Origin of the sequence: Saccharopolyspora sp. NPDC047091 (assembly GCF_040643635.1) — a bacterium.
Lineage (GTDB): Bacteria > Actinomycetota > Actinomycetes > Mycobacteriales > Pseudonocardiaceae > Saccharopolyspora_C.
The window spans coordinates 82504-107586 of record NZ_JBEYUS010000002.1 but is presented as its reverse complement, the minus strand read 5'-3'; the positions used below and the strand labels follow the sequence as shown (position 1 = coordinate 107586).

Sequence of the window (25083 nt, the reverse complement as noted above, 5' to 3'; positions counted from 1 at the left end):
GGACGAGGCTGATCGCTCAACAGCCGCATCCTTGTTCGGCGGCGGGCTGCGCCGCGGGGGCGCCGAAACCGGGCAGTCCGAGGACGACCCCGGAGGTCTTGGGCTTGCGGCCTTCTTCCCAGTGGTCGCCCGCGCGGGTGCGCCGGTGCGCGGTGATCTCGCCGTCGGCGACCAGGTGGTGCGGGGAGGCCTGGGTGATGGCGGTGTGCACGATGTCGCCGGGCCGGATCTCGCGGTCGATGGCACCACCGGGGTGGAAGTGCACGAGCCGCCCGTCGCGGGCGCGGCCGGAGAGCCTGCGGGTCGCGGTGTCCTTGCGGCCTTCGCCTTCGGCGACGAGGAGTTCGACGCCGCGGCCGACGAGTTCCTTGTTGAGCTCCCAGGACATCTCGTTCTGCAGCGCGATGAGCCGTTCGTAGCGCTGCTGCACGACGTCCTTGGGCAGCTGGCCGGGGAGTTCGGCGGCGGGCGTGCCGGGGCGCTTGGAGTACTGGAAGGTGAACGCCGAGGTGAAGCGGGCGCGGCGGACGACGTCGAGGGTGGCTTCGAAGTCCTCTTCGGTCTCACCGGGGAAGCCGACGATGATGTCGGTGGTGATGGCGGCGTCGGGCATCGCCGCGCGGACCTTGTTCAGGATGCCGAGGTAGCGCTCGGAGCGGTAGGAGCGACGCATCGCTTTGAGCACCCGGTCGGAGCCGGATTGCAGCGGCATGTGCAGCTGGTGGCAGACGTTGGGGGTCTCGGCCATGGCTTCGATGACGTCGTCGGTGAAGTCGCGCGGGTGCGGCGAGGTGAAGCGGACGCGTTCGAGCCCGTCGATGTCCCCGCAGGAGCGCAGCAGCTTGCCGAAGGCGTAGCGGTCGCCGAATTCGGCGCCGTAGGCGTTGACGTTCTGCCCGAGCAGGGTCACTTCGAGGACGCCTTCGTCCGCGAGGGCCTGCACTTCGGCGAGCACGTCGCCGGGCCTGCGGTCCTTCTCCTTGCCGCGCAGCGCGGGCACGATGCAGAACGTGCAGGTGTTGTTGCACCCGACGGAGACGGACACCCAGCCGGAGTAGGCGGATTCGCGGCGCGCGGGCAGCGTGGACGGGAAGGTCTCGAGGGATTCGAGGATCTCGACCTCGGCCTCCTCGTTGTGCCGGGCGCGTTCCAGCAGCGTCGGCAGCGAGCCGAGGTTGTGGGTGCCGAACACGACGTCGACCCAGGGGGCGCGGCGGACGATCTCGCTGCGGTCCTTCTGCGCGAGGCAGCCGCCGACGGCGATCTGCATCCCGGGGCGTTCCTGCTTGGCGGGCCGCAGGTGGCCGAGGTTGCCGTAGAGCCGGTTGTCGGCGTTCTCCCGGACCGCGCAGGTGTTGAACACGACCACGTCGGGATCGTGGTCCTTCGCGGCGCGCACGTACCCGGCGTCTTCCAGCATTCCGGACAGCCGCTCGGAGTCGTGCACGTTCATCTGACACCCGTAGGTGCGGATCTCGTAGGTCCGGGAAGTGCTCGTCGTGCTCACCCCGCCACCATATCGGCTGCTCAGGACTGGTCGGCCAGCGCCTGCGGACGAGGGCGGCGACCTGGCCGGAGATCGTCGCCACCGGGCTGGGACGCCGGGACGGGAAACGCGGCCCGCTGCGGCGTTCGGCGGACCGGGTGCGCCCGTCCGGACCGTTCCCGGGAATCCGGATGAGCGGCATTCGGTGATTCTTTTCGAGCAGCCGCGGTGAATCGAGCGAAAGCGCGTCGGGGACGGGTGCGACTCATTCATAGTGGGCATTCGCCGGTTGTCGCGGGATGCGCGGGAACTCGCCGCGAGAACGCGGAGGAGGTGCGCGGGGGTGCGGATCCACGAACTCGAAGGGGTTACGGCGGGTCACACCCGAACGGTCCATCCGGACGAGCGGAGGCAGCATCGAGCACGGAAGGTGACGACTCGGCTGCCCTCCGGGAGCCGGCCGGAGTACCGGGAACCCGCCGTGGGGCCACTCCTTCCGGTGGCCGTCCGCGCAGTTGAGAGCCGGATGACCGCGTTCGCTGAAATTCGGGAAAACCCTCGCCGGACCCGGGACCCACCCGCGTAACCGAGTTGCAACCTGCGTTGACCCGCACCATATGGACTAATCGGGACGGGCAGCTTAAATTTTCGCCATCAGATCCGGACATTCTCGGGCTAGGAGTGTGCATGACCGCCGGTTCCCCGGATTCGCCGATGATCCGCATGTCCTCGGTGGACAAGCACTTCGGTTCCCTGCACGTGTTGCAGGACGTGGACCTCACCGTGCCGCCCGGCCAGGTCGTGGTGGTGCTCGGGCCGTCCGGCTCGGGCAAATCCACGCTGTGCCGCGCGATCAACCGCTTGGAGCCCATCGACTCGGGCACCATCGAGATCGACGGGAAGCCGCTGCCCGCCGAAGGCCGGGCGCTCGCCGAGCTCCGCGCCGACGTGGGCATGGTGTTCCAGCAGTTCAACCTGTTCGCGCACAAGACGATCCTCGAGAACGTGCTGCTCGGGCCGATCAAGGTGCGCAAGGCCGACAAGGCCACCGCCGAACGGGAGGCGCTCGCCCTGCTGGAGCGGGTGGGCATCGCCAACCAGGCGGAGAAGTACCCCGCCCAGCTCTCCGGCGGGCAGCAGCAGCGGGCGGCGATCGCCCGCGCCCTGGCGATGAAGCCCAAGGTCATGCTGTTCGACGAGCCGACCTCGGCGCTCGACCCCGAAATGGTCAACGAGGTGCTCGACGTGATGGCCGGGCTCGCCGCCGAGGGCATGACGATGCTGGTCGTCACGCACGAGATGGGTTTCGCCCGGCGCGCCGCGCACCGGGTGCTGTTCATGGCCGACGGACGCATCGTCGAGGACTCGACGCCGAACCGGTTCTTCGACGAGCCGGAGAGCGCCCGCGCCCAGGACTTCCTCAGCAAGATCCTCACCCACTGACCTCCCTCGCGTCGTCCCCGCGCCCGCGCGGGGACGCAGGAGCCGTACACCTCCAGAGAGGGGCATCCGAGATGAAAGCGCGCAGCGTGCGCTGGGGCGTGCTGGCGGCGTCGATGGCGCTGGCGCTGACCGCCTGCGGGGGCAACAGCGAGAACCGCCTCGAAACCGGCACCGTCGTGCCCGTCGACCCGAACGCGCACTTCGAGCCCGGCACCACGATGGCGAAGCTGCAGCAGTCCGGCACCGTCCGGATCGGCACCAAGTTCGACCAGCCGCTGTTCGGCCTCCAAGGTCTCGACGGCACCCCGCGGGGCTTCGACGTCGAGATCGGCAAGATCGTCGCCGCGAAGCTCGGCATCCCCGCCGAGCAGATCGACTGGGTCGAGGCGCCGAGCAAGACCCGCGAGGAGATCATCGAGCAGGACCGGGTCGACATGGTCGTGGCCACCTACACGGTCAACGACAAGCGCAAGCAGCGGATCAGCTTCGCCGGCCCGTACTACGAGGCGGGCCAGGACCTGATGGTCTCCTCGGACGACGACACGATCACCGGCCCGGACTCGCTGCGCCCCACCGGCGCGAAGGTCTGCTCGGTCATCGGCTCCACGCCCGCCGAGCAGATCAAGCAGTACGTCGACCCGGAGAACCTGACGCTGTTCGACGTCTACTCCAAGTGCGCCGACGCGCTGCGCACCGGCCAGGTCCAGGCCGTCACCACCGACAACGTGATCCTGATGGGCCTGGTCCAGCAGGGCAACGGCCGGTTCAAGCTCGTCGACCGGCAGTTCACCAAGGAGCCCTACGGGGTCGGCATCAAGAAGGGCGACGCGGAGTTCTGCCGGTTCATCGACGACACCCTCACCCAGGCCGTGGCCGACGGGACGTACGCGAAGTCCTGGGCGGCCACCGCGGGCAAGGTGTCGCCGGAGACCCCTCCGCTGCCGCAGCTGGACCCCTGCAGTTGATCACCTCCCGGTGCGGGGCGGCGTCCAGCGACGCCCCCACCGGTCCTCCCTGTCCGCAGAGCCGGAGAGAACCGTGCACGTCATCACCGACAACCTGCCCCTCTACCTGAGCGGGCTCCTGCGCACGCTGCAGATATGCCTGTACGCAGGACTGATCTCGCTGGTCCTGGGGACCGTCATCGCGGCCTTCCGGGTCGCGCCGCTACCGCCGCTGCGGGCCACCGGGACCGCGTGGGTCACCGTGTTCCGCAACTGCCCGCTGACCGTGGTGCTGTTCTTCATGGCCTTCGGGCTGCCGGAACTGGGCCTGAACGGCTCGTACTTCTGGTTCGGCACCATCGGGCTCGCGCTCTACACCTCCGCCTTCGTGTGCGAGGCGATCCGCAGCGGCATCAACGCCGTGCCGCCCGGCCAGGCCGAAGCGGCGCGCGCCATCGGCCTCGGGTTCAGCCAGGTGCTGCGCCTGATCGTGTTGCCGCAGGCGATCCGCACCGTGGTGCCGCCGCTGGGCAACGTCTTCATCGCGATGATCAAGAACTCGGCGATCGCGGGCGCGTTCGGCGTCGGCGGGGACCTGTTCGCCGTCGCCGACACGCTGACCTCGGCGCGCGGTGAGGCCGCGCTGCCGGTGCTCACCGGCGTGGTGCTCGGCTACCTGGTGATCACGATCCCGGCCGGGCTGCTGCTCGGCGCCCTGGAGCGGAAGGTGGCGATCGCCCGATGACGAACTCCGTGCTCTACGAGGCCCCCGGGCCCGCCGCCAAGCGCCGCGCCGTCGTGCTCAGCGTCGTGGTGTGCGTCGTGCTGGCCGCGGTGCTCGCCTGGGTGCTGTACACCCTCGGCGCCAACGACCAGCTGACCGCCGAGAAGTGGGGTCCGCTGATCGACCCGACCGACGGCACCTTCGTCCCGCTGTGGACGCTGATGGGCACCGGGCTGGCCAACACGCTGCTGGCCGCCGCGCTGGCGATGGTGTTCTCGCTGCTGGTCGGCACGCTGCTGGCGGTCTCCCGCGTCGTCGCGGCCCGCTGGTACCGGTGGGCCATCGTCGGCGTCGTCGAACTGCTCCGCGGTGTGCCGGTGGTCATCGCGGTGTTCTTCGCCAGCCGGGTGCTGCCCACGTTCGGGCTGGACATGTCGGTGATGTGGTACCTGGTCATCGGCCTCACCGTGTACAACTCGGTGATCATCGCGGAGATCGTGCGGGCCGGCATCCAGTCGCTGCCGCGCGGCCAGGGCGAAGCCGCCTACGCGATCGGGATGCGGCGTTCGCAGGTGCTGCGCACCGTGCTGCTGCCGCAGGCGTTCCGGGCGATGCTGCCCGCGCTGATCAGCCAGCTCGTGGTGGTCGTGAAGGACACCTCGCTGGGCTTCATCATCACCTACGTCGACGTGGTCCGGCTGGGGCAGATCGCCATCCAGAACCTGAACAACCCGATTCAGATGTACCTCGCGGTCGGCGTGCTGTTCGTGGTGATCAACTACGCGCTGAGCCGGGCCGCGGTCTACACCGAGCGCAGGCTCAGCCAGGGCCGCAAGGGCGGCGGCACCACCGCCCGCGCCGCGCAGGCCCAGGCGGCGGAGTGATCCGGGTCCGCCCCGTCCCGCCTCAGCGCGGGGCGGGGCGGGCCTGCACGCCCTCGGTCGCGAGGGTCTCGTCGTAGGCGCGTTGCCACGCACCGTCGCGGACCGCGGTGGCGAGCGCCGCGTCGATCCGGTCGTGCAGCGCCGCATCACCGGACTTGATGCCCAGGTAGTGCTCGGTCCCGTCCGCGGTCACCGCGTACGGGCCGACCGCGTCCACCCCCGAGTCCCCCGGTTCGGCACCGCCGACCAGCAGGTCCACTTCGCCGCGCGCCAGCGAACCGTCGCGCAACGTCGGCGGCAGCATCCGGTACGAGATCTGGGTACGCGGGTCCAAGCCCAGCTCCCGCACGACGAACTCCGTCACCTCCACGTCGAAACCGCGGTAGTGGCCGCCGTCGCGGGTCGCGAACCGGGGTTCCTCGGCGCGCAGCCCCACCAGCAGTGAGCCGCGCCTGCGCACCTCTTCCAAGGTCGACGAGCCGCCCAGCTCGACCGGAGGCGGCGGGGCCGCGGCGGGCTGCGGAGCAGTGGACGGCGAGGACACCGGCACCGGCGCGCTCGGCGGCGGCTGCTGCTCCGGTTCGCCGCCGCCCGCCGAACATCCGGTCAGGGCCAGTCCGCCAGCGAGCACCACTGCCACCACTCCCGTGCGCATGCGCACCATCCTGCCAGTCGAGCGGATCACGGCGGGCGTTTCCCCGACCGGACCGGACGCCGTTCCAGGTGCTCGGGAAAACCCCAGAATTCGCGCGGCGCGGTCGGGGACCGGACCGTTCCCGCCGGTCCCGCGGGCGCCCGGCGGTGCTCGGATCGCAGCAGCTCAACAGCACAGTGAACGGTGCGTACGGCCACTAGTCATCCGGTCGACATGTAGCGTTCACACTCGCAACGAATTCTGGATCGGTTTTGACTTCCCCGTCACACCCATTAGTGTGGCTGCCGTCACGAAGGCGCCAATGTCGTCGCCCCGCACAGCGCTCATCAGCACTGATCGCTCAGGAGGCGAGGAATGGCGACGCACGCGGCCATCCATCCCATCGTTCAGCGGGTCACCGAACGCATCGCGCAGCGCAGCGCCCGCACCCGGCGCGACTACCTCGAACGCATCGACTCCGCCGCCGCTGCCGACGGACCGACCCGCGCCGGGATGCCCTGCAGCAACCTCGCCCACGGCTTCGCAGGCTGTAGCGGCGCCGACCGGATCGCGGTGCGCGGCGAGACCAAGCCGGGCGTGGCGATCGTGTCGGCGTACAACGACATGCTCTCCGCACACCAGCCCTACGACGAATACCCCGCGTGGATCAAGGACGCGGTGCGCGACGCGGGCGGCGTCGCCCAGTTCGCCGGCGGCGTCCCCGCCATGTGCGACGGCATCACCCAAGGCCGCGCGGGCATGGAGCTCTCGCTGTTCTCCCGCGACGTGATCGCCATGGCCACCGGCGTCGCGCTCTCCCACGAGATGTTCGACGGGGCGCTGCTGCTCGGCGTGTGCGACAAGATCGTGCCCGGGCTGCTCATCGGCGCCCTCGCCTTCGGGCACCTGCCGACGATCCTGGTGCCCGCCGGGCCGATGCCCTCCGGGCTGCCCAACGGCGAGAAGAGCCGCATCCGGCAGCTGTTCGCCGAGGGCAAGGCGACCCGCGAAGACCTCCTCGAAGCCGAATCGGCCTCCTACCACTCCCCCGGCACCTGCACCTTCTACGGCACCGCGAACTCCAACCAGCTCGTCGTCGAAGTGATGGGGCTGCACCTGCCCGGCTCCAGCTTCGTCGCCCCCGGCACCCCGCTGCGGCGCGCCCTCACCGACGAGGCCTCGCGGCGCGTCGTGCAGCTCGCCCGCGGCGAGGAACGCACCCCGATCGGCCGACTGCTCGACGAACGCGCGCTCGTCAACGGCGTCGTCGCCCTGCTCGCCACCGGCGGATCCACCAACCACACGCTGCACCTGCCCGCCATCGCCGCGGCCGCGGGCATCGAACTCACCTGGGACGACTTCGCCGAGCTCTCCGCCGTCGTGCCCTCGCTGTCGCGGGTCTACCCGAACGGCTCCGCCGACATCAACCACTTCGCCGCCGCCGGAGGCGTGCAGACGCTCGTCGGCCAGCTGCTCGACGCCGGATTCCTGCACCCCGACGTGCACACCGTCGCCGGATACGGCCTCGACCGGTACCGGCAGCAGCCGTTCCTCGAAGACGGTGAGCTGGTGTGGCGCGACGCCCCCGCCGACAGCCTCGACCCGGACGTGCTGCGCGGCGTCGACGACCCGTTCGCACCCGACGGCGGCCTGCGGGTGCTGCGCGGCAACCTCGGCAGCTCGGTCATCAAGGTCTCCGCGGTCAAGCCCGAGCACCGCGTCGTCACCGCGCCCGCGCGCGTCTTCGACGACCAGCACCGGTTCACCGAACTGTTCCGCGCAGGCGAGCTCGACCAGGACGTCGTGGTCGTCATCCGCAACCAGGGTCCGCAGGCCAACGGCATGCCCGAGCTGCACGGGCTCACCCCCGCGCTCGGCGTGCTGATGGACCGCGGGCACCAGGTCGCGCTGGTCACCGACGGGCGGATGTCCGGGGCCTCCGGCAAGATCCCCGCCGCCATCCAGCTCACCCCCGAAGCCACCGCGGGCGGACCGCTCGCGCGGGTGCGCGACGGCGACATGGTCCGGCTCGACGCCGAGAACGGCACCCTCGAAGTGCTCGTCGGCGACGAGGACTTCGCCGCCCGCGAACCCGCCCCCGGCGCCGCCACCACCCAGCACGGCACCGGCCGCGAACTGTTCACCGCGTTCCGCCACGCCGTCGGCCGCGCCGACCAGGGCGCTAGCGTGTTCGCACCGCGGCAGCGCACCGACGCGCCCAGCGACCTGCCCGTCTGATCCACCCGCCCGAGGCGCCCGGGGCGGCGCAGGACAGCCGACCGCCCGCACCGGCGCTTACCGAGAACAGGTGAACACCACCATGAACACTGCCTCCGAAGTGCTCGAACTCAGCCCCGTCGTCCCCGTCGTCGCCCTCGACGACGTCGCCCACGCGGTCCCGCTGGGCCAGGCGCTGCTGCGCGGCGGCATCCGCACCATCGAAGTCACCCTCCGCACCCCCGCCGGCCTGCCCGCCATCGAACGGCTCGCCGCGGAAGTCCCCGAGATCGTCGTCGGTGCGGGCACCATCACCGAGGTCGGCCAAGCCGACAAGGTGCGCGAAGCCGGCGCCCGGTACATCGTCACGCCCGGCGCCACCGACCGGCTGCTCGACGACGTCGACGCCGCCGGGCTGCCCTACCTCGCCGGGATCAGCACCATCTCCGAAGCGATGCGGCTCGCCGAGCGCGGGGTCACCGCGATGAAGTTCTTCCCCGCCGAACCCAGCGGCGGAGTGCCGTACCTGAAGTCCCTCGCCGGGCCGTTGCCGCAGCTGCGGTTCTGCCCCACCGGCGGCATCAGCGTCGACAACGCCGGCCGGTACCTGGCGCTGCCCAACGTGGGCTGCGTCGGCGGATCGTGGCTCGCGCCGAAGCAACTGCTCGCCGCCGGGCAGTGGGGACAGGTCGAAGCGCTGGCCCGGCAGGCCGCGGCGTTGGGCTGATCTCGGCGTTGGGTTGGTCCCGGTACTGGGTTGGTCCCGGTACTGGGTTGGTCCCGGTACTGGGTTGGTCCCGGTACTGGAATGGTCCCGGTACTGGAATGGTCCCGGTACTGGAATGGTCCCGGTACTGGAATGGTCCCGGTACTGGAATGGTCCCGGTACTGGGCTGATCCCCGCGCGCGTCCTCCCGCGGACGCGGTAGGTGTCGTCCCCTCCGCAGGCGATCCGGTCCCCCGCGGCGACTCGTAGCGTCGAGGCACCTCGACGCTGGGACGGTCACCGAATGCACCTGCGCGCCATCCGACACCGCTCGCCGGAGCCGCCGCAACGGCCCCGGCGAGCGCTCGGCGCCCTGCTGCTCACCGCGCTGCTCGGCGTCGCCGCGGGCGTCCCCGCCGGCGCCGAACCGGACCGCACCCCGCGCGGCGGGACCGTCGTCAGCTTCACCTTCGACGACGGCAGCGTCTCGCAGACCTCCGGTGCCGAAGTCCTGCAGCGGCACGGCATGCACGGCACCTTCTACATCATCTCCGGCGCCATCGGCAGCCCCGGCTACCTCGGCCACGACGAGCTGCGGCGCATCGCCGACGCCGGGCACGAGATCGGTGGGCACACCGTCACCCACCCCGACCTCACCTCGGTCAGCCCCGACGAGATGCGCAGGCAGATCTGCGACGACCGCGCCAACCTCGAGCAGTGGGGCTACTCGGCCACCTCGTTCACCACGCCGTTCAACGAGACCGACGACGCCGTGCGGAAAGCCGTGCGGGACTGCGGGTACAACAGCGCCCGCACCATGGGCGGCCTGCGCGCGCCCGGGGACTGCGCCGACTGCCCCGACGCCGAGACCATGCCGCCCGCCGATCCCTTCGAGATCCGCTCCCCCGGCATGATCCGGCGGGAGACCACCCTCGACGACCTCAAAGCCGCCGTGACCCGCGCCGACGACGCGGGCGGCGGATGGGTGCCGCTGGTGCTGCACCAGACCTGCGAGATGTGCGGCCCGCTCGGCCTCAACCCGCGGGTCCTCGACGAATTCGCCGGCTGGCTGCACGACCGCGGGACTCCGGTGCGCACCGTGCACGAGGTCGTGGGCGGCCGGACCGCACCCGTGCACCGGGCACCACCGCCGCAGGACCGGGCCCGCCCGGTGAACGCCTCCCTCGAAGACGCCGGGCCGGACGGCGTCCCGATCGGCTGGGAGACCGGCGGGTGGGGGACGAACACGCCGGTGTGGACGAGGACCCGCGACGCGCACGGGGGGAACTGGGCGCAACGGCTGGACATGACCCGGTTCACCGACGGCGACGCGAAGCTGATGACGACGCTCGACCTCGGCGAGTACGCGCTGCCCGCGCACACCGGGCACAACTACACGCTCAGCACCTGGTACAAATCGACCGCTCCCACCCAGCTCGCCGTGTACTACCGGGACCGGGCCGGGCAGTGGCGCTACTGGGTGGCGGGTCCTACGTACGCGCCCGCCGCGCAGTGGTCGAAGGCCTACTGGACGACCCCGCCGATCCCGGAGGAGGCCACCGGGCTCAGCTACGGGCTCGCCCTGTTCTCACCGGGTTCGGTCACCACCGACGACTACCGGGTGCGAGTGGACGCGAAGGCCACCAACGAGAGCTCCTGCCGCGAACTGCCCTGGTGGCAGCCGCGGCGGTGGCTGTGCCCGTGACCGACCGGAGAACGAGGTGAACGCGGATGCCGCCGCCGGGGATGCGCGCGGTGGCGGCCCTGGCCGCGGCCCTGCTCACCGCGTCCTGCGCGGGCGGTGAACCGGTGCCCGGCCGCACCTACCCCTGGCACACCGGCATCGTGGCGACCACGTTCTGGGTCGGTGAAGTGCTCGACCCGGACGCCTCGGACGGCAGCCAGGTGATCTCCACCTACGACTCGGCGTGGCAGGAGCACTACGGCGGTTGCGACGGGGTGCTGGTCGGCGGGCGGTGCGAGACGGAACCGCGCACCGCGCGCAACGGGTACTTCCCGACCCGGATGGCCCCGCGGGAGAACCCGTTCTACCTGGACCTGCCGTTCGACGACCTCAACGATCCGGTCGCCTTCGCGCAGCGCGCCGACGTGGTGCCGTGGAGCCGCGACCCCGGCTACGCGGGACGCGAGCACGATCGCGGGTTCAGCTACTTGAAGAACCGCTGGGTGCAGCTCACCAGGGGCGGTGCGGTCTGCTTCGGGCAGGTGCAGGACGCGGGGCCGGCCGAATACCACGACGCCCGCTACGTGTTCGGGCACGACGACGCGCGGCCGGTGAACACCCGGTTCAACGGGGCGGGCCTGGACGTCTCGCCCGCGTTGAACGGCTGCCTCGGGTTCACCCGGCTCAACGGCGCGCAGGACCGGGTGAACTGGCGCTTCGTGGCGGAGTCCGACGTGCCCGACGGGCCGTGGCGGCGAATCGTCACGACCTCGCCGCCGACGACCTGGTGACGGGCGGTCGGCTTCGGTTCGGTCGGCTTCGGTCCGGGCGGGTCGACCGGTCCGGCCGGTTCGGTCAGGTTGGTCGAGTCGGTCAGACCCGTCTGCCCGTCCGGACCGTCAGGCCCGTCGGGACCGTCAGACCCGTCAGGACCGTCAGACTCGTCAGGTCGTCTGCCCCGTCAGGCCGCGAGGTCCTCGGTGATCAGTTCGAGGGCGTCCGGGATGGAGTCGACGACCGGCACGCCCGCCGATTCCAGGGCGGACCGGCTCATCACGCCCGTCGTCACCAGCACGCAGCCGGTGCCGATCTGCTCGGCGGCGCGCGCGTCGTCGAGGACGTCCCCGATGAGCACCACGTCCGCCGGGTGCAGCCGCTGCGCCGCGAGGTGGCGTTCGAGGTGTTCGGCCTTGGCGCCGCCGCCGACGTCGGTGCGCAGCCCGTCGACCCGCTCGAACAACGGCGCCAGCTCCAGCTGCGCGATCAGCGGGACCAGCTCGTCGTGGAACCACATCGACAGCAACGACTGGGTCCGGCCGGCCGCGGCCCAGGTGCGCAGCTCGTCCGGCACGCCCGGGGCGAGCCGCGCCGTGTGCAGCAGTTCCCGGTAGTGCTGGTGGTACAGCACGTCGAGCTTGTTCCAGTCCGCCTCGGTCAGCGGGCGCTCCAGCAGCCGCTCGTAGCACTGCTGCAGCGGGCGGCTGAACACCGATCGCCAGTGCTCGAGGTCGATCGGATCTCTGCCGAACTCCGCGCAGACCGCGTTCACCGCCGCGACCACGGCGTCGTTGTCGTCGAGCAACGTGCCGTTCCAGTCCCACACGATGTGCCGTGCCGCCGTGTCCGCGCCACCACCGACCCGCATGTCACCCCTGTTCCTCGACTCCGGACGTCCGAGCGGGCAGCCTAGCGAAGACCGGAGATCTCCGGTTCCGCCCGCCGGGCGCGTGCTACGTCACCCCGTCCGACGTGCCGGACCGCGCCGTTCCCGCGCTCAGGGCAGGTCCGGCTCGTCCGCTCGGCCGAGCTCGTCCTTGGCCACCCGGAAGGCGAGGCCTTCGGGATAGCCCTTCCGCGCGAGCATCCCGACCAGCCGGCGCAGCAGCTTCTCCGGGTCGTCCACCCGGGCCGAGCGGAGCTTGCGGCGCACCAGTTCCCGCGCCCGCTCCTCCTCGGCGTCCGGGTCCACCGCGGAGAGGGCTTCGGCGACGAGGTGCTCGTCGACGCCCTTGCGCCGCAGTTCGTAGCCCAGTGCCTTGCGGCCCAAGCCCTGGTTGCGCTGCCGCTCGTGCACCCAGGCCTCGGCGAACTCGGCGTCGTCGACCAGGCCCGCGTCGACGAACTTCTGCAGCACCGCGTCCGCGACGTCCTCGTCGATCTCCTTGCGCAGCAAGGCGTTCCGCAGTTCGGATCGGCTGCGGGCGCGCACCGCCAGCAGTCGGTACACGACGTCGCGGGCCGTGGCCTCCGGGGACTGCGGCACGCCGGGCGGCCGCTCCTCCCGGCGCCGCCCGCTCCGCTGATCGCTCGGTGCGGGCTCGGGCTCGTCGGCGGTCAGCTCGCTGCGGCGACGTCGCTTCCCGGTGCGCGCGGCGGAACCGTCCGCCGACACGAACTCGGAGCGGGCGGAGTCGTCGCCCGGCGCACCCGCCGCGGACTCCGGTTCCGCGGCGCCGTCCGGCGAACGGGGCGCGTGGTCCGTGCTGCGCCACACGCCTCGCCCACCGGAACCGCCGCTGCGCCGTCGGCCCGCCGAACCGGCCCGCTGACCGCGGGAACCGGTCCGGGAGGACTCGGCGTCCCCGGATGATCGGGCGTAGTCGTCGTCTTCCGGCACGAGCAGGCTCAGAACTCGACGGGAGCCGGCTCCGCGGCCTGCTGCTCGTCATCGAGCTTGGCCCCGATGCCGAGCTTCTCCTTGATCCGCTTCTCGATCTCGTTGGCCACGTCCGGGTTCTCCCGCATGAACTTGCGGGCGTTCTCCTTGCCCTGGCCCAGCTGATCGCCCTCGTACGTGTACCAGGCACCGGACTTGCGGATGATGCTCTGCTCCACGCCCATGTCGATCAGCGAGCCCTCGCGGCTGATCCCGATGCCGTAGATGATGTCGAACTCGGCCTGCTTGAACGGCGGCGCGGTCTTGTTCTTCACCACCTTGACCCGGGTGCGGTTGCCGACCGCGTCCGAGCCGTCCTTGAGCGTCTCGATCCGCCGCACGTCCAGCCGCACCGAGGAGTAGAACTTCAGCGCCTTGCCACCGGTGGTCGTCTCCGGGCTGCCGAACATGACGCCGACCTTCTCGCGGAGCTGGTTGATGAAGATCGCGGTGGTCTTGGCGTTGTAGAGGGCCGCGGTCAGCTTCCGCAGCGCCTGGCTCATCAGCCGGGCTTGCAGGCCGACGTGGCTGTCGCCCATCTCGCCCTCGATCTCGGCGCGCGGCACCAGCGCGGCCACCGAGTCGACCACGATGCAGTCCAGCGCACCGGAGCGGATCAGCATGTCCGCGATCTCCAGCGCCTGCTCACCCGTGTCGGGCTGGGATACCAGCAGCGCGTCGGTGTCCACCCCGATCGACTTGGCGTACTCGGGGTCCAGCGCGTGCTCGGCGTCGATGAACGCGGCGGTGCCGCCGAGCTTCTGGGCGTTGGCCACCGCGTGCAGCGCGACCGAGGTCTTACCGCTGCTCTCCGGGCCGTAGATCTCCACGATGCGTCCCCGTGGCAGGCCACCGATGCCCAGCGCCACGTCCAGCGCGATGGACCCGGTCGGGATGACCTCGACCGGCGCCCGCGTCTCGTCGCCGAGACGCATCACCGATCCCTTGCCGTACTGCTTGTCGATCTGGGCGAGGGCCAGTTCGAGCGCCTTGCCCTTGTCCGGTGTCGCTGCCATCGGGGGTCCACCTCGGTCAAGTCGGACTTCGTCGTGTGCGCACGACGCTACGGGGTGGGACCGACACTCCGGTGGATGCCCTGGCCACCCGGTCGCCCGTGTTCCGAGCGACGGGGCCGGTGGAATCCCGAGGTCCGGTCCGCGCATCCGATCATAGGCGAACGGATGTTCGATCATCGAGCCGACACGCCAACCGCGTCACCCTTGCGTGTGAAGAACGGCCGCCGGAGCAGCGGATCAGCGGCGCGCGGCCGGCACCTCGAAGACGTCGCACAGCGCCAGCCACACCTGCTTCGGCGAGAAACCGGCCTCCAAGGCCTGGTCCGCCGTGCGGCCACCGAGCTCCGACATCACGTGGTCCTCGGCGAGCATCTCGGCGCGCAGCCTGCCGAACTCGTCGGCCATGCGTTCGCGGAAATCGGTGTGTCGCATCGCGACCAGCCTACCGAGGGCCCGGCCGGGTACCGTCGAGGTGTGCTGCCGATGCAAGCGGACCCGACCGGGCTCTCCAGCCCGCTGGGACAGCTGGTGATCGCGGCGATGTTGCTGGCCGCGATAGTCGTCACCCTCCGCTGGCTCTGGCACAACCGCCGCCGCTGAACTCTTTCCCGGGGTCCGGCTCGTCTTGATCAGCGGTCGAGTGGCGGAACCTCAGCTGGCCCCTCGCTGCGGGATCGTTTTCGCAGGTGGCTCCGCCACATGCGAAAACGCTGTCCTCGCGAGGGACCAGCTGAGAACCCGCGGCGGTGCCGGTTGCTCGGGTGGTCGCTGCTCAGCGGCTTCGCCGCTGACAGGACGACGACGCTCTCCGCCGGGTGAGCTCTGCGCCCGGCGAACGGCGTTCCGCTGGTCGGCGCGGTCGGTGGCCGGGGCCGGTGTCGGTGCGCTGGTTCAGCATGGAGGGGTGGACGACGTGCTGGATCGCTTTTCCCCTGCCACCCGCGACTGGTTCCGAGGCGCCTTCGACGCGCCGACGCAGGCGCAGGACGGGGCGTGGCGGGCGATCGGCGCCGGGGAGCACGCGCTGGTCGTGGCGCCCACCGGCTCCGGCAAGACGTTGGCCGCGTTCCTGTCCGCGCTGGACGGCCTGGCCGCCGAACCACCGCCGGAGGACCCGAAGCGGCGCTGCCGCGTGCTGTACGTGTCACCGCTGAAGGCGCTGGCGGTGGACGTGGAGCGCAACCTCCGAGCCCCGCTGGCCGGCATCCGGCAGGCCGCGCAGCGCCGCGGCACCGCACCGCCGGAGATCCGGGTGGGCATGCGCACCGGCGACACCCCGGCCGCCGAGCGGCGCTCGTTCAACCGCACTCCCCCCGATGTGCTGGTGACCACGCCCGAGTCGCTGTTCCTGCTGCTCACCTCGGCCGCGCGGGAATCGCTGCGCGGAGTGGAGACGGTGATCGTGGACGAGGTGCACGCGGTGGCGGGCACCAAGCGCGGCGCACACCTGGCGCTGTCGCTGGAACGGCTGGACGAACTGCTGCCCGCGCCCGCGCAGCGCATCGGGCTGTCGGCGACGGTGCGGCCGGTCTCGGAGGTCGGCACCTTCCTCTGCGGGGGCCGTCCGGTGCGGACCGTGCAGCCCGAGCACCCCAAGCAGGTCGAGGTGACCGTGGAGGTGCCGGTCCCGGACCTCGCCGAGCTCGGGCAGCAGACCGGCGAAGTGGACGGCCCGGCCGCGGGCGAGCAGCCGCGCACCTCCATCTGGCCGTCGGTGCAGGAACGCGTGCTGGACCTGGTCGGTCAGCACCGCTCGACGATCGTGTTCGCGAATTCGCGGCGGCTCGCCGAACGGCTCACCGCGGGCATCAACGAGCTCGCCTCCGAACGCGCCGGGGAGGACGCCGAGCCGGACCGGTTCCCCGCGGAGGCCGTCGGCGGTTCCGGGATCACCACGGGCGCGGCGGTGGTGGTGGCGCGGGCGCACCACGGCTCCATGTCGAAGGAGCAGCGCTCCGCCGTGGAGGAGGAGCTCAAGTCCGGCCGGTTGCCGTGCGTGGTAGCGACGTCCTCGCTGGAGCTGGGCATCGACATGGGCGCGGTGGACCTGGTGGTCCAGGTGGAGGCGCCGCCGAGCGTGGCGTCCGGGATGCAGCGCGTCGGGCGCGCCGGGCACCAGGTGGGCGCGGTGTCGCGCGGGGTGGTGTTCCCGAAGTTCCGCGGTGACCTGGTGAGCTGCGCGGTGGTGGCGGAGCGGATGGCGGCCGGGCTCATCGAGTCGTTGTCGTTCCCCCGCAATCCGCTGGACGTGCTGGCCCAGCAGGTGGTGGCGATGGTGGCGGTGGAGCCGTGGCCGCTGGAGTCGCTGGCGCGGGTGGTGCGGCGGGCGGCGCCGTTCGCGGGACTGCCGGACTCAGCGCTGTACGCGGTGCTGGACATGCTGGCGGGCCGCTACCCGAGCGAGGAGTTCGGCGAACTGCGGGCGCGCGTCGTGTGGGACCGGGTGCAGGACGAGCTGCGGGCCAGGCCGGGCGCGCAGCGGCTCGCGGTGACCTCGGGCGGCACCATCCCGGACCGCGGCCTGTTCACGGTGACGACGCCGGGCGACGAGGAGGCCGGTCGCGGCGGGGTGCGGGTCGGCGAGCTGGACGAGGAGATGGTCTACGAATCGCGGGTGGGCGACACGTTCCTGCTGGGCACCTCGTCCTGGCAGGTCCAGGACATCACCCACGACCGGGTGATCGTGGTGCCCGCTCCCGGCCGGGCGGCGCGGATGCCGTTCTGGAAGGGCGATTCGCCGGGCCGCCCGCTGGAGCTGGGCCGTGCGCTGGGCGCGTTCGTGCGGGAGCTGGTGGCCGCGGACCGGGAGGACGCGATCGAGCGGATGTCGCGGGCCGGGCTGGACGAGTGGGCGCGGGACAACCTGCTGGCGTACCTGGCCGAGCAGCGGGCCGCGACGCGGCACGTCCCGGACGACCGCACGATCGTGGTGGAGCGGTTCCGCGACGAGCTCGGCGACTGGCGGATGGTGGTGCACTCGCCGTTCGGCGCGCAGGTCAACGGACCGTGGGGGCTGGCGATCGGTGCCCGGCTGCGGGAGCGGCGCGGCATCGATCCGCAGGTGGCGTCCTCGGACGACGGCATCGTGGTGCGGCTCGCCGACGCGCTGGACGAGGGGGGCGCGGACGTGCTGCCCAGCGCCGAGGACGTGCTGCTGTCCCCGGACGAGGTGCAGCGGATCGTCACGGACGAGGTGGGTGGTTCGGCGCTGTTCGCCGCCCGGTTCCGGGAGTGCGCGGCGCGGGCGCTGCTGCTGCCGCGGCGCGATCCGGGGAAGCGCTCCCCGCTGTGGCAGCAGCGCCAGCGGTCCGCGCAACTGCTGGCCGTGGCCGCGCAGTACGAGCAGTTCCCGATCGTGCTGGAGGCGCTGCGCGAGTGCGTGCAGGACGTCTACGACGTCCCCGGCCTGGTCGAGCTGATGTCGCAGGTCGCGTCCCGCCGGGTGCGGGTGGTGGAGGTGGAGACGCCGTCGCCGTCGCCGTTCGCGCGCAGCCTGCTGTTCGGCTACATCGGCATGTTCCTGTACGAGACGGACGCGCCGCTGGCGGAGCGGCGGTCGGCGGCGTTAAGCCTGGACCCGACGCTGCTGGCGGAGCTGCTCGGTTCGGAGGCGTTGCGCGAGCTGCTGGATCCGGAGGTGGTCGCCGAGGTCGAGCGGCAGCTGCAGCGCCTCGATCCGGAGCGGCGCGCGAAGGACGCCGAGTCCGCGGCGGACCTGCTGCGGTTCCTCGGCGACCTGTCCACCGCGGAGGCGGAGGAGCGCGGCGTCCGGCCGGAGTGGCTGGCGGAACTGCGGGCGCAGCGGCGCGCGCTGGAGGTGCGCATCGCCGGGGAGGCCCGGTGGATCGCGATCGAGGACGCGGGCAAGGTGCGGGACGCGCTGGGCGTGGCGCTCCCGGTGGGGGTGCCGGAGGCGTTCACCGAGCCGGTCGCCGATCCGCTGGGCGAGCTGCTGATCCGGTTCGCCCGCTGCCGCGGCCCGTTCCCCGCCGAGGCGGCGGCCCGCCGGTTCGGCCTGGGGGTGGCCGTGGTGCACGACGTGCTGGACCGGCTGGCCGGATCGGGCCGGTTGGTGCGCGGCGAGCTGCGGCCGCTGGAGGCCGGGGGCGGCGGTGCGCTGGAGTACTGCGACGCCGAGGTGCTGCGCCGGTTGCGGCGCGGTTCGCTGGCCCGGCTGCGCGCCGAGGTGGAACCGGTCGAACCGGCGGCGCTGGGCCGGTTCCTGCCCGCGTGGCACGGCGTGGGCGCCCGGTTGCGGACGGCGCCGACGGTGGACGACGTGTACGCGGTGGTGGAGCAGCTGGCGGGGGCGCCGATCCCGGCGAGCGCGCTGGAGTCCCTGGTGCTGCCCGCCCGGCTGCCCGGGTACTCGCCCGCGCTGCTCGACGAGCTGACCTCGACCGGTGAGGTGTCCTGGGTCGGGTCGGGGGCGCTGGCCGGTGGGGACGGCTGGATCGCGCTCGCCCCGGCGGACGTGGCGGACCTGCTGCTGCCCGACCTGCCGGAGGCCGCGGCGGAGAGCCCGCTGCACGACGCCCTCTTGTCCACTTTGGACGGTGGAGCGCAGTTCTTCCGGGCGTTGGCGGACCGGGCGGGCGCGGTGCTGGTGGAGCGCGGCGAGCAGGTGCCGGCCGACGACGCGGTGATCGCGGCGCTGTGGGACCTGGTGTGGTCCGGCCGGGTCACCAACGACACGCTGGCGCCGCTGCGGGCGCTCGTGTCCGGCAAGGGGGCGGCGCACAAACCGCGCCGCGGCGCACCGCGCGGCCGGTACGCGCGGTTGCGCGCCGGGCGGCCCGCGATGCCGAGCCGCAGCGGCCCGCCCGCGGTGTCCGGGCGCTGGTCGCTGGCACCGACCCCGGCGCCGGAGCCGACGCGCCGGGCGCACGCGCGGGCCGAGTCCTTCCTGGAGCGCCACGGCGTGCTGACCCGCGGCGCGTTGGAGGCCGAGCGGGTCGCCGGTGGTTTTTCCGCGGTGTACAAGGTGTTGCGCGCGATGGAGGAGTCCGGCCGGTGCCGCCGCGGCTACGTGGTGGAAGGTCTGGGCGCGGCGCAGTTCGCGGTCCCCGGGGCGATCGACCGGGTGCGCGCGCTGTCCGGCCCGGACGACCGGGAGTCCGCGGCGGGGGACGCGCTGGTGCTGGCGGCCGCGGACCCGGCGCAGCCGTACGGCGCGGCGCTGCCGTGGCCGGACGCGGTCGGCGGCACCCGGCACCGCCCCGGCCGCAAGGCGGGTTCGCTGGTGGTGCTGGTAGCCGGATCGGCCGTGCTGTACGTGGAGCGCGGCGGGAAGTCGCTGCTGTCGTTCACCGCGGACGAGGAGGCGCTGCGCGCCGGGGCGGCCGGGCTCGCGCGGGCGGTGCGGGACGGCTGGCTGGAGCAGCTGGTGGTGCAGCGCGCCGACGGCGAGGACGCGTGGGGGTCGCGGCTGGCGGAGGTGCTCACCGAGGCGGGGTTCCGCCCCACGCCGAAGGGCCTCCGCCTCCGCGCGTGACCAACCCGCCGGGCCGTCCGGGTCGTCGTCCGATCAGGACGGTCAGCCGGTCAGGACGGTCAGCCGGTCAGGACGGTCAGCCGGTCAGGACGGTCAGCCGGTCGGCCGGTCGAGCAGGTCAGCCGGCCGGGTCAGCCGATCACGGAGCTTCCAGCGGAAGCGTGCGGCCGAGGACCGCGAACGGGCGCGGGTCGCCGGTGAACTGGTAGTGGCGCAGCACGTCGCCGAAGCCGACCCGGCGGTACAGCTTCCACGCCCGGGTCGGACCCTCCGGCGTGGACAGCAGCACGGCCTCACCGGGCGCGCCGTCCAGCAACCGCCGCAGCAAGGTCTCGCCGAGCCCGCCACCCTGGCTGTCGGGGCGCACGTGCAGCTCGGTGAGCTCGAAGTAGTTCCGCATCCACTGCTCGGCCTCGGCCCGCGGGGTGACGGTCAACATGCCGCGGAAGACCTGCTCGTGCCACCACTGCCCGGGGACGCCCAGGTAGCCGTAGCCGATGCCGACGAGCTGGTCGTCCTGGTCGAACGCGGCCACGCAGCGCCAGCCGGCCCGCATCATGTGCGCCGACCACATGGGAGCGCGCTGCTGCGCGGTGGACGGGGGGTAGCCCATCGCGTCCACGTAGACCTGTAGCGCTTCGGCCAAGCGTGCCCTGAGCTGGTCTGCGGTCAGCTCGACGATGCGGTCGATGTGCGGTGAGGGCGCGGCTGTCACGAGCCGAACACTAGAGGGTCCGGCAAGGCCCGTCGGCGTCCGGTCTCGGTCGGCGGTGCACCCGGCCGTGCGCCGGGACTTCCCCGTCGCCGCTGGTGGGCGCGGCGGTACCGACATGACTCGAACAGGTGATCTACGGCTCCATGCTTGAGCGCGCAGCCGCTCCGGTCTAGTCTGGACCCAGTCGAACTGAAGTTCGAGTACGCCGGGCCCGCGCCACGGGTCCCGGGCTCGCGGGGCTTCGGTTCGCGCGTCACGTCCGGTGGCGGGGTGGGGGAAGCACCTCGCCGCCGGGCGGCCGGCTTCCCCCCGGCTCACCACGCCCACCGCGATCCGGCGCTCCGGCACCGGATCGGCACCGTCGTGACCGAGCGGAGAACACCGATGTCCCAGCACCTGCCCACGTCCCGGTACCGGCGCGGACCGCTGCCCATCCCGGCACAGCGGCGCCCGTCCGACGCGCCGCTGCGGCAGCGGTGCGCGAACCCGGCGCACCGCGGTGACCGGCGGAAGGAGGGCGCGGACTGGCTGCCGGTGGCCGAGCCCGCCGCGCCCGCGGGTGCCCGTTCCCTGCTGGCGCAGGCCCGGGCGTGCCTGCTCGACGCGCAGGACACCGCGAAGCCGACCGAGCGGTACGTGTTCGCGCACCTCGCGGCGTTGCGGGCGGCGACGGCCGTCGTGCTCGCCCGGTCCTGGCGGCACCGCTCCCGGCGCGGCGGCAGCGTGTGGCTGCAGCTCACCGAGGTCGCGCCGGAGCTGCGCGAGTGGGCCGCCCACTTCACCGCGGGCTCGCTGCGCCGCGCCGCGGCCGAGGCGGGCAGCCCGGGGATCAGCCCGGGCGAGGCCGAGATCTGCCTGCGGCACGCCACCGAGTTCGTCGGCGTCGTCGAGCGCGGCGTGTCCGGGGCCGCCCGATGACCCTGCGCCCGCCCGCCGACCTCACCATCGACACCGGCCGGATGCTGGAGCTGATCGGGGTGGAGGGGCAGCTGCTGACCGCGGCCACGCACGACGTGCACCCGGACGCGCGGGTGCCCGGTGCCTCCGGCCGGACCGTGGCCGAGACCATCTGGTTCCTCGGCGGGCAGTGCGAGGACGCGCTGACCTGGCTGGGGGCCTCCGAGCAGGACGCGAGCGCCTGGGTGGTGCCGGATCCGGCGAGCCTGCGGGAGGTCACCGGCCGGTTCACCGCCCGCCTCGCCGAACTGCTCGCCGAGTTCGGCACCCGGCCGCCCGAGGACGCCTGCCCCACCTGGTGGCCGGAAGAGCATTCGGTGCGGTTCTGGATCCGCCGGGTGCTGCACGCCACCGCGGTGCACCGGGTCGACGTGCAGGGCGCGGCGGGCGTGCCGCGCACCGGCATCGACGTGGACGTGGCGCTGGACGGCATCGACGAGGCGTTGCGGTTGTGGCTCGGCTACCGGCTGCACGCGCTCGGCATCCACGCGACCCGGCCGTGCGTGGTGGGCGTGTCCACCGCCGGGGCGGACTGGCTGGTGCGGGCCGAAGCGAACCGCACGACGGTGCAGCGCACCGCGCCCGGTGAGCACGTGTCCGCCGACGCGGTGCTCAGCGGTGCTCCGGAGCAGCTCTACCTGTGGCTGTGGGGCCGCCTGCCGGACCGCGAGATCACCACCGAGGGAGACCAGGACGCCACAGCCCAGCTCTGGGCCCTCCTCCGCCTCGCAACGAGATGACCCACCACCCCGGCCCGCACCAGGCACTGTCAGGTCTTCAGCACCGTTCTCCCGTCAGCGGCGAAGTCGCTGAACGACCATCTGAGCAACTCGCACCGCCGCGGGTTCGCAGCTGGTTCCTCGCGAGGACAGCGTTGTCGCCTGTGGTGGAGCCACCGGTGAAAACGATCCCGCAGCGACAACGCCGCTGAGGTTCCGCCACCCACCCCCAACGCACGACGAGCCCGATCAGAGAGAGTCAGAGCCCCGAGAGTTGGGTTCGGAGGGTGTCCAGTCCCATCGACCCCAGCTCCAACGCCCGCCGGTGGAAGTCCTTCGAGTCGAACGCCGCCCCGTAGCGGGCGCGCGCGTCGTCCCGCGCTGCTCGCCACAGCCGTTCGCCGATCTTGTAGGACGGCGCCTGCCCGGGCCAGCCGAGGTAGCGGTCGATCTCGTCGTGGACCTGGGCGGGTTCGGCGACGGTGCGGGTGAGCATGAACTCGGCGCCGAGTTCCGGGGTCCAGCGCTCACCTTCGTGGAATCCGGTGCCTGCGGGGATCTCCAGCTCGAGGTGCATACCGATGTCGACGATCACCCGCGCGGCGCGGAACAGCTGGTCGTTGAGCATCCCGAGCAGGTCGCCGTCGTCTTCGAGGTAGCCGAGTTCGCGCATCAGCCGCTCGGCGTAGAGCGCCCAGCCTTCGGCGTGCCCGGAGACGACGCAGGCGAGCCGCTGGAACTTGTTGAGCCGCTCGGCCTGGTGCACGGCGGTCGCGATCTGCAGGTGGTGGCCGGGGACGCCCTCGTGGTAGACGACGGTGGTCTCGCGCCAGGTGGGGAACTCCTCGCGGTCGGCGGGCACCGACCACCACATCCGCCCGGGCCGGGTGAATCCGTCGGTGGGCCCGGTGTAGTAGGCGCCGACGCCGCCACCGGGCGGGGCGATGCGGCATTCGAGGGCCATCAGTTCGTCGGGGATGTCGAAGTGGGTGCCGCGCAGGTCGTGCAGCGCTTGGTCGGACAGCCGCTGCATCCACTGCTGGAGGCCGTCCTGGCCGTGCACCCGGTAGCGCGGATCGGCGTCGAGCTGGGCGGCGGTCTCGGCGAGGGTGGCGCCGGGGCGGATGCGGTGGGCGACCTGCTTCATGTCGGCTTCGATGCCGGCGAACTCGGCCCAGCCCCATTCGTAGGCTTCGCGCAGGTCGAGGGCGGCACCGGTGAAGTACCGCGACCACAACCGGTACCGCTGTTCGCCGACGGCGTCGGCCCGCGGTGCCCGCGGGGCGAGGTCGGTGCGCAGGAACCCGGCGAATTCGGCGTAGCTGCGCGCCGCACCGGCGGCGGCGGAGTCCAGTTCGGACCGCAGCGAGTCGGGGACGTCGGCGCGCCCGACGAGGTCGGCGAAGTAGGAGTCGCGACCGCCCGCGCCCGCCCAGGTGTCGCACTGCTCGGCGACCTTGGTGACCTGGCGGAGGGCGGCGACCTGGCCGCGGGTGGCGGCTTCGGTGAGCCCGGCGCGCAGGTCGGCGACGGCGGCGGGCAGCTGTTCGAGGCGGCGCGCGATGGTGCGCCACTGCTCGGGCGTGTCGGTCGGCATCAGGTCGAAGATCTGGCGGAGGTTCTGCACGGGGCTGGCGATCACGTTGAGCGAGGCGAGGTCCTCACCGGCGTCGTGCAGTTCGACGTCGAGCCCGATGCGTTCTTCGAAGACCGCTTTCGCGGCGCGCTCGCCCGCGTCGGCGGGTTCGGCGGCGGTCATCTCGGCGAGTGCGCGGCGCGCCAGTTCGGCGCGGGCGCGGTGCCCGTCGGGCGAGTAGTCGGTGAGCAGCTCATCACCACCCGGAAGGCCGAGGGCCGTCGCCTCGATCGGGTCCAGTTCGGCGAGTTCGTCGACGAAGCGGTCGCTGATCTGGTGGACGCCACTGCGCTCGGATGCCATGGGGCGAAGGTTATCGCGCCGGTGGGGGCGCCCAGCCACCTTCGGTGTCCGGCGGTGATCGCGCGGCGACCGCGGAGCACGGCGATCAGTCCGGGCCGGTGCGAGCATCACCGGCGTGCGAGGGGAAACGATGCGCACCGGCCGCCGTGCCGGGCTGGGGTTGCTGCTGGTGCTGGTCGGTACGTTGCTGAGCGGGTGCCTGCACACGACGGCGTCGGTGTCGCTGAGCGAGGACGACAAGGCTTCCGGCACGTTGGTGCTGACCACCGACACCCCGGACGGCCAGGTGCCGTTCCGGCTGCACCCGCCGGATGATCTCGCGGACCGGGTGCAGGTGGCGCCGGTCGAGGAGCAGGGCCGGGTGGGGTCGCGGTTGACGTTCCAGGACTTGGAGTTCGACGAGCTGGAGCGGCTCAGCAACGCGTTGAGCCCGTCGGAGTCGCGCTACCAGCTGCACGTGGAACGCCGCGGTTCGCTGGTGGAGTTCACCACGATGCTGGACTTGACGCCGCTGGCGGACACCGATTCGTCGGTGCAGATCGAGCTGACCGCACCGGGCGAGATCACGTCGACGAACGGCAAGGAGACGTCGGGGGTCGTCACCTGGGCGCCGGAGCCGGGCGAGGTCAGCCAGCTCAACGCGACCTTCCAGTACGCGGGCACCGGGATCGGCGTCGGCTGGGCCTGGACGATGGGGCTGGCGGCGCTGGTGATCGGCGCGGTGGTGGTGATCGGGTTGCTCGCGCAGCGCACGCACGAGCGGGACCTCGCCGAGACCCGCGATCGCGTGCCGTGACCGGTGGTCGCGCTGGGCGTCCGGCCCCGTGCGCCGCCCGAGGGGGCGCGTCGCGCAGGATGGTGCCCG

General features: G+C 72.4%; 20 protein-coding genes. 12 read left to right on the top strand and 8 right to left on the bottom strand.

Features of this window, described 5'->3' with window-relative positions; translation table 11 throughout:
• Positions 1-16 precede the first annotated feature (16 nt).
• Positions 17-1507: a tRNA (N6-isopentenyl adenosine(37)-C2)-methylthiotransferase MiaB gene (gene miaB / locus ABZ805_RS01880; RefSeq protein WP_358432902.1), complete on the bottom strand. Its 1491-nt coding sequence runs from the start codon at positions 1505-1507 to the stop codon at positions 17-19.
• Positions 1508-2200: 693 nt separating this feature from the next.
• Here miaB and ABZ805_RS01875 point away from each other — a divergent pair.
• The 4 genes from ABZ805_RS01875 (at position 2201) to ABZ805_RS01860 (ending at position 5481) form a co-directional block, all read left to right on the top strand.
• Positions 2201-2929 carry an amino acid ABC transporter ATP-binding protein gene (locus tag ABZ805_RS01875; RefSeq protein WP_358433068.1) on the top strand — a complete coding sequence of 243 codons (729 nt, stop codon included), beginning with the start codon at positions 2201-2203 and terminating at the stop codon, positions 2927-2929.
• Between the two features lie 71 nt (positions 2930-3000).
• Entirely contained in the window at positions 3001-3894 is an 894-nt protein-coding gene (locus tag ABZ805_RS01870) for a glutamate ABC transporter substrate-binding protein (protein ID WP_358432900.1), read from the top strand.
• A 73-nt stretch (positions 3895-3967) separates the two neighbouring features.
• Positions 3968-4618 (top strand): amino acid ABC transporter permease, encoded by a 651-nt coding sequence (locus tag ABZ805_RS01865; RefSeq protein WP_358432898.1) that lies wholly within the window; start codon positions 3968-3970, stop codon positions 4616-4618.
• Complete coding sequence (locus ABZ805_RS01860) at positions 4615-5481, top strand: amino acid ABC transporter permease (RefSeq protein WP_358432896.1); 867 nt, start codon at positions 4615-4617, stop codon at positions 5479-5481. The genes ABZ805_RS01865 and ABZ805_RS01860 overlap by 4 nt, the downstream gene beginning before the upstream one ends.
• 22 nt (positions 5482-5503) lie before the next feature.
• On the opposite strand, the gene ABZ805_RS01855 is transcribed toward ABZ805_RS01860, so the two are convergent.
• Positions 5504-6136, bottom strand: a complete 633-nt coding sequence (locus ABZ805_RS01855; protein WP_358432894.1) for a hypothetical protein — start codon at positions 6134-6136, stop codon at positions 5504-5506.
• A 354-nt stretch (positions 6137-6490) separates the two neighbouring features.
• Here ABZ805_RS01855 and edd point away from each other — a divergent pair, with 354 nt between their 5' ends.
• The 4 genes from edd to ABZ805_RS01835 all read left to right on the top strand — a co-directional run bounded on the left by edd (position 6491) and on the right by ABZ805_RS01835 (position 11513).
• Entirely contained in the window at positions 6491-8353 is a 1863-nt protein-coding gene (edd, locus tag ABZ805_RS01850) for a phosphogluconate dehydratase (RefSeq protein WP_358432892.1), read from the top strand.
• Positions 8354-8435: 82 nt separating this feature from the next.
• Positions 8436-9059: a bifunctional 4-hydroxy-2-oxoglutarate aldolase/2-dehydro-3-deoxy-phosphogluconate aldolase gene (gene eda / locus ABZ805_RS01845; protein ID WP_358432890.1), complete on the top strand. Its 624-nt coding sequence runs from the start codon at positions 8436-8438 to the stop codon at positions 9057-9059.
• Between the two features lie 283 nt (positions 9060-9342).
• Positions 9343-10743, top strand: a complete 1401-nt coding sequence (locus tag ABZ805_RS01840) for a polysaccharide deacetylase family protein (RefSeq protein WP_358432888.1) — start codon at positions 9343-9345, stop codon at positions 10741-10743.
• 26 nt (positions 10744-10769) lie between these two features.
• Positions 10770-11513 (top strand): hypothetical protein, encoded by a 744-nt coding sequence (locus ABZ805_RS01835; protein ID WP_358432886.1) that lies wholly within the window; start codon positions 10770-10772, stop codon positions 11511-11513.
• 170 nt (positions 11514-11683) lie between these two features.
• Here ABZ805_RS01835 and ABZ805_RS01830 read toward each other — a convergent pair whose 3' ends face one another.
• The 4 genes from ABZ805_RS01830 to ABZ805_RS01815 all read right to left on the bottom strand — a co-directional run bounded on the left by ABZ805_RS01830 (position 11684) and on the right by ABZ805_RS01815 (position 14826).
• Positions 11684-12367, bottom strand: coding sequence for an HAD family hydrolase (locus ABZ805_RS01830; protein WP_358432884.1), 684 nt, complete (start codon positions 12365-12367; stop codon positions 11684-11686).
• A 129-nt stretch (positions 12368-12496) separates the two neighbouring features.
• Complete coding sequence (locus ABZ805_RS01825) at positions 12497-12985, bottom strand: regulatory protein RecX (protein WP_358433066.1); 489 nt, start codon at positions 12983-12985, stop codon at positions 12497-12499.
• 362 nt (positions 12986-13347) lie between these two features.
• Positions 13348-14394, bottom strand: a complete 1047-nt coding sequence (gene recA, locus ABZ805_RS01820; RefSeq protein ID WP_358432882.1) for a recombinase RecA — start codon at positions 14392-14394, stop codon at positions 13348-13350.
• Positions 14395-14631: 237 nt separating this feature from the next.
• Positions 14632-14826: a DUF3046 domain-containing protein gene (locus ABZ805_RS01815; RefSeq protein WP_358432880.1), complete on the bottom strand. Its 195-nt coding sequence runs from the start codon at positions 14824-14826 to the stop codon at positions 14632-14634.
• A gap of 472 nt (positions 14827-15298) precedes the next feature.
• Between ABZ805_RS01815 and ABZ805_RS01810 the strand changes: the two genes are divergently transcribed.
• Positions 15299-19888 carry an ATP-dependent helicase gene (locus ABZ805_RS01810; RefSeq protein WP_358432878.1) on the top strand — a complete coding sequence of 1530 codons (4590 nt, stop codon included), beginning with the start codon at positions 15299-15301 and terminating at the stop codon, positions 19886-19888.
• Positions 19889-20027: 139 nt separating this feature from the next.
• Here ABZ805_RS01810 and ABZ805_RS01805 read toward each other — a convergent pair whose 3' ends face one another.
• Positions 20028-20603 (bottom strand): GNAT family N-acetyltransferase, encoded by a 576-nt coding sequence (locus tag ABZ805_RS01805; RefSeq protein WP_358432876.1) that lies wholly within the window; start codon positions 20601-20603, stop codon positions 20028-20030.
• Positions 20604-20987: 384 nt separating this feature from the next.
• Between ABZ805_RS01805 and ABZ805_RS01800 the strand changes: the two genes are divergently transcribed.
• Complete coding sequence (locus tag ABZ805_RS01800) at positions 20988-21521, top strand: SAV_6107 family HEPN domain-containing protein (protein WP_358432874.1); 534 nt, start codon at positions 20988-20990, stop codon at positions 21519-21521.
• Positions 21518-22300, top strand: coding sequence for a hypothetical protein (locus tag ABZ805_RS01795; protein WP_358432872.1), 783 nt, complete (start codon positions 21518-21520; stop codon positions 22298-22300). The genes ABZ805_RS01800 and ABZ805_RS01795 overlap by 4 nt, the downstream gene beginning before the upstream one ends.
• A gap of 238 nt (positions 22301-22538) precedes the next feature.
• Here the strand turns inward: ABZ805_RS01795 and ABZ805_RS01790 are convergent, their stop codons facing one another.
• Positions 22539-24218: a DUF885 domain-containing protein gene (locus ABZ805_RS01790; RefSeq protein ID WP_358432870.1), complete on the bottom strand. Its 1680-nt coding sequence runs from the start codon at positions 24216-24218 to the stop codon at positions 22539-22541.
• 115 nt (positions 24219-24333) lie between these two features.
• On the opposite strand from ABZ805_RS01790, the gene ABZ805_RS01785 reads away from it, so the two are divergent.
• Positions 24334-25014 carry a DUF3153 domain-containing protein gene (locus tag ABZ805_RS01785; protein WP_358432868.1) on the top strand — a complete coding sequence of 227 codons (681 nt, stop codon included), beginning with the start codon at positions 24334-24336 and terminating at the stop codon, positions 25012-25014.
• Positions 25015-25083: the final 69 nt, after the last annotated feature.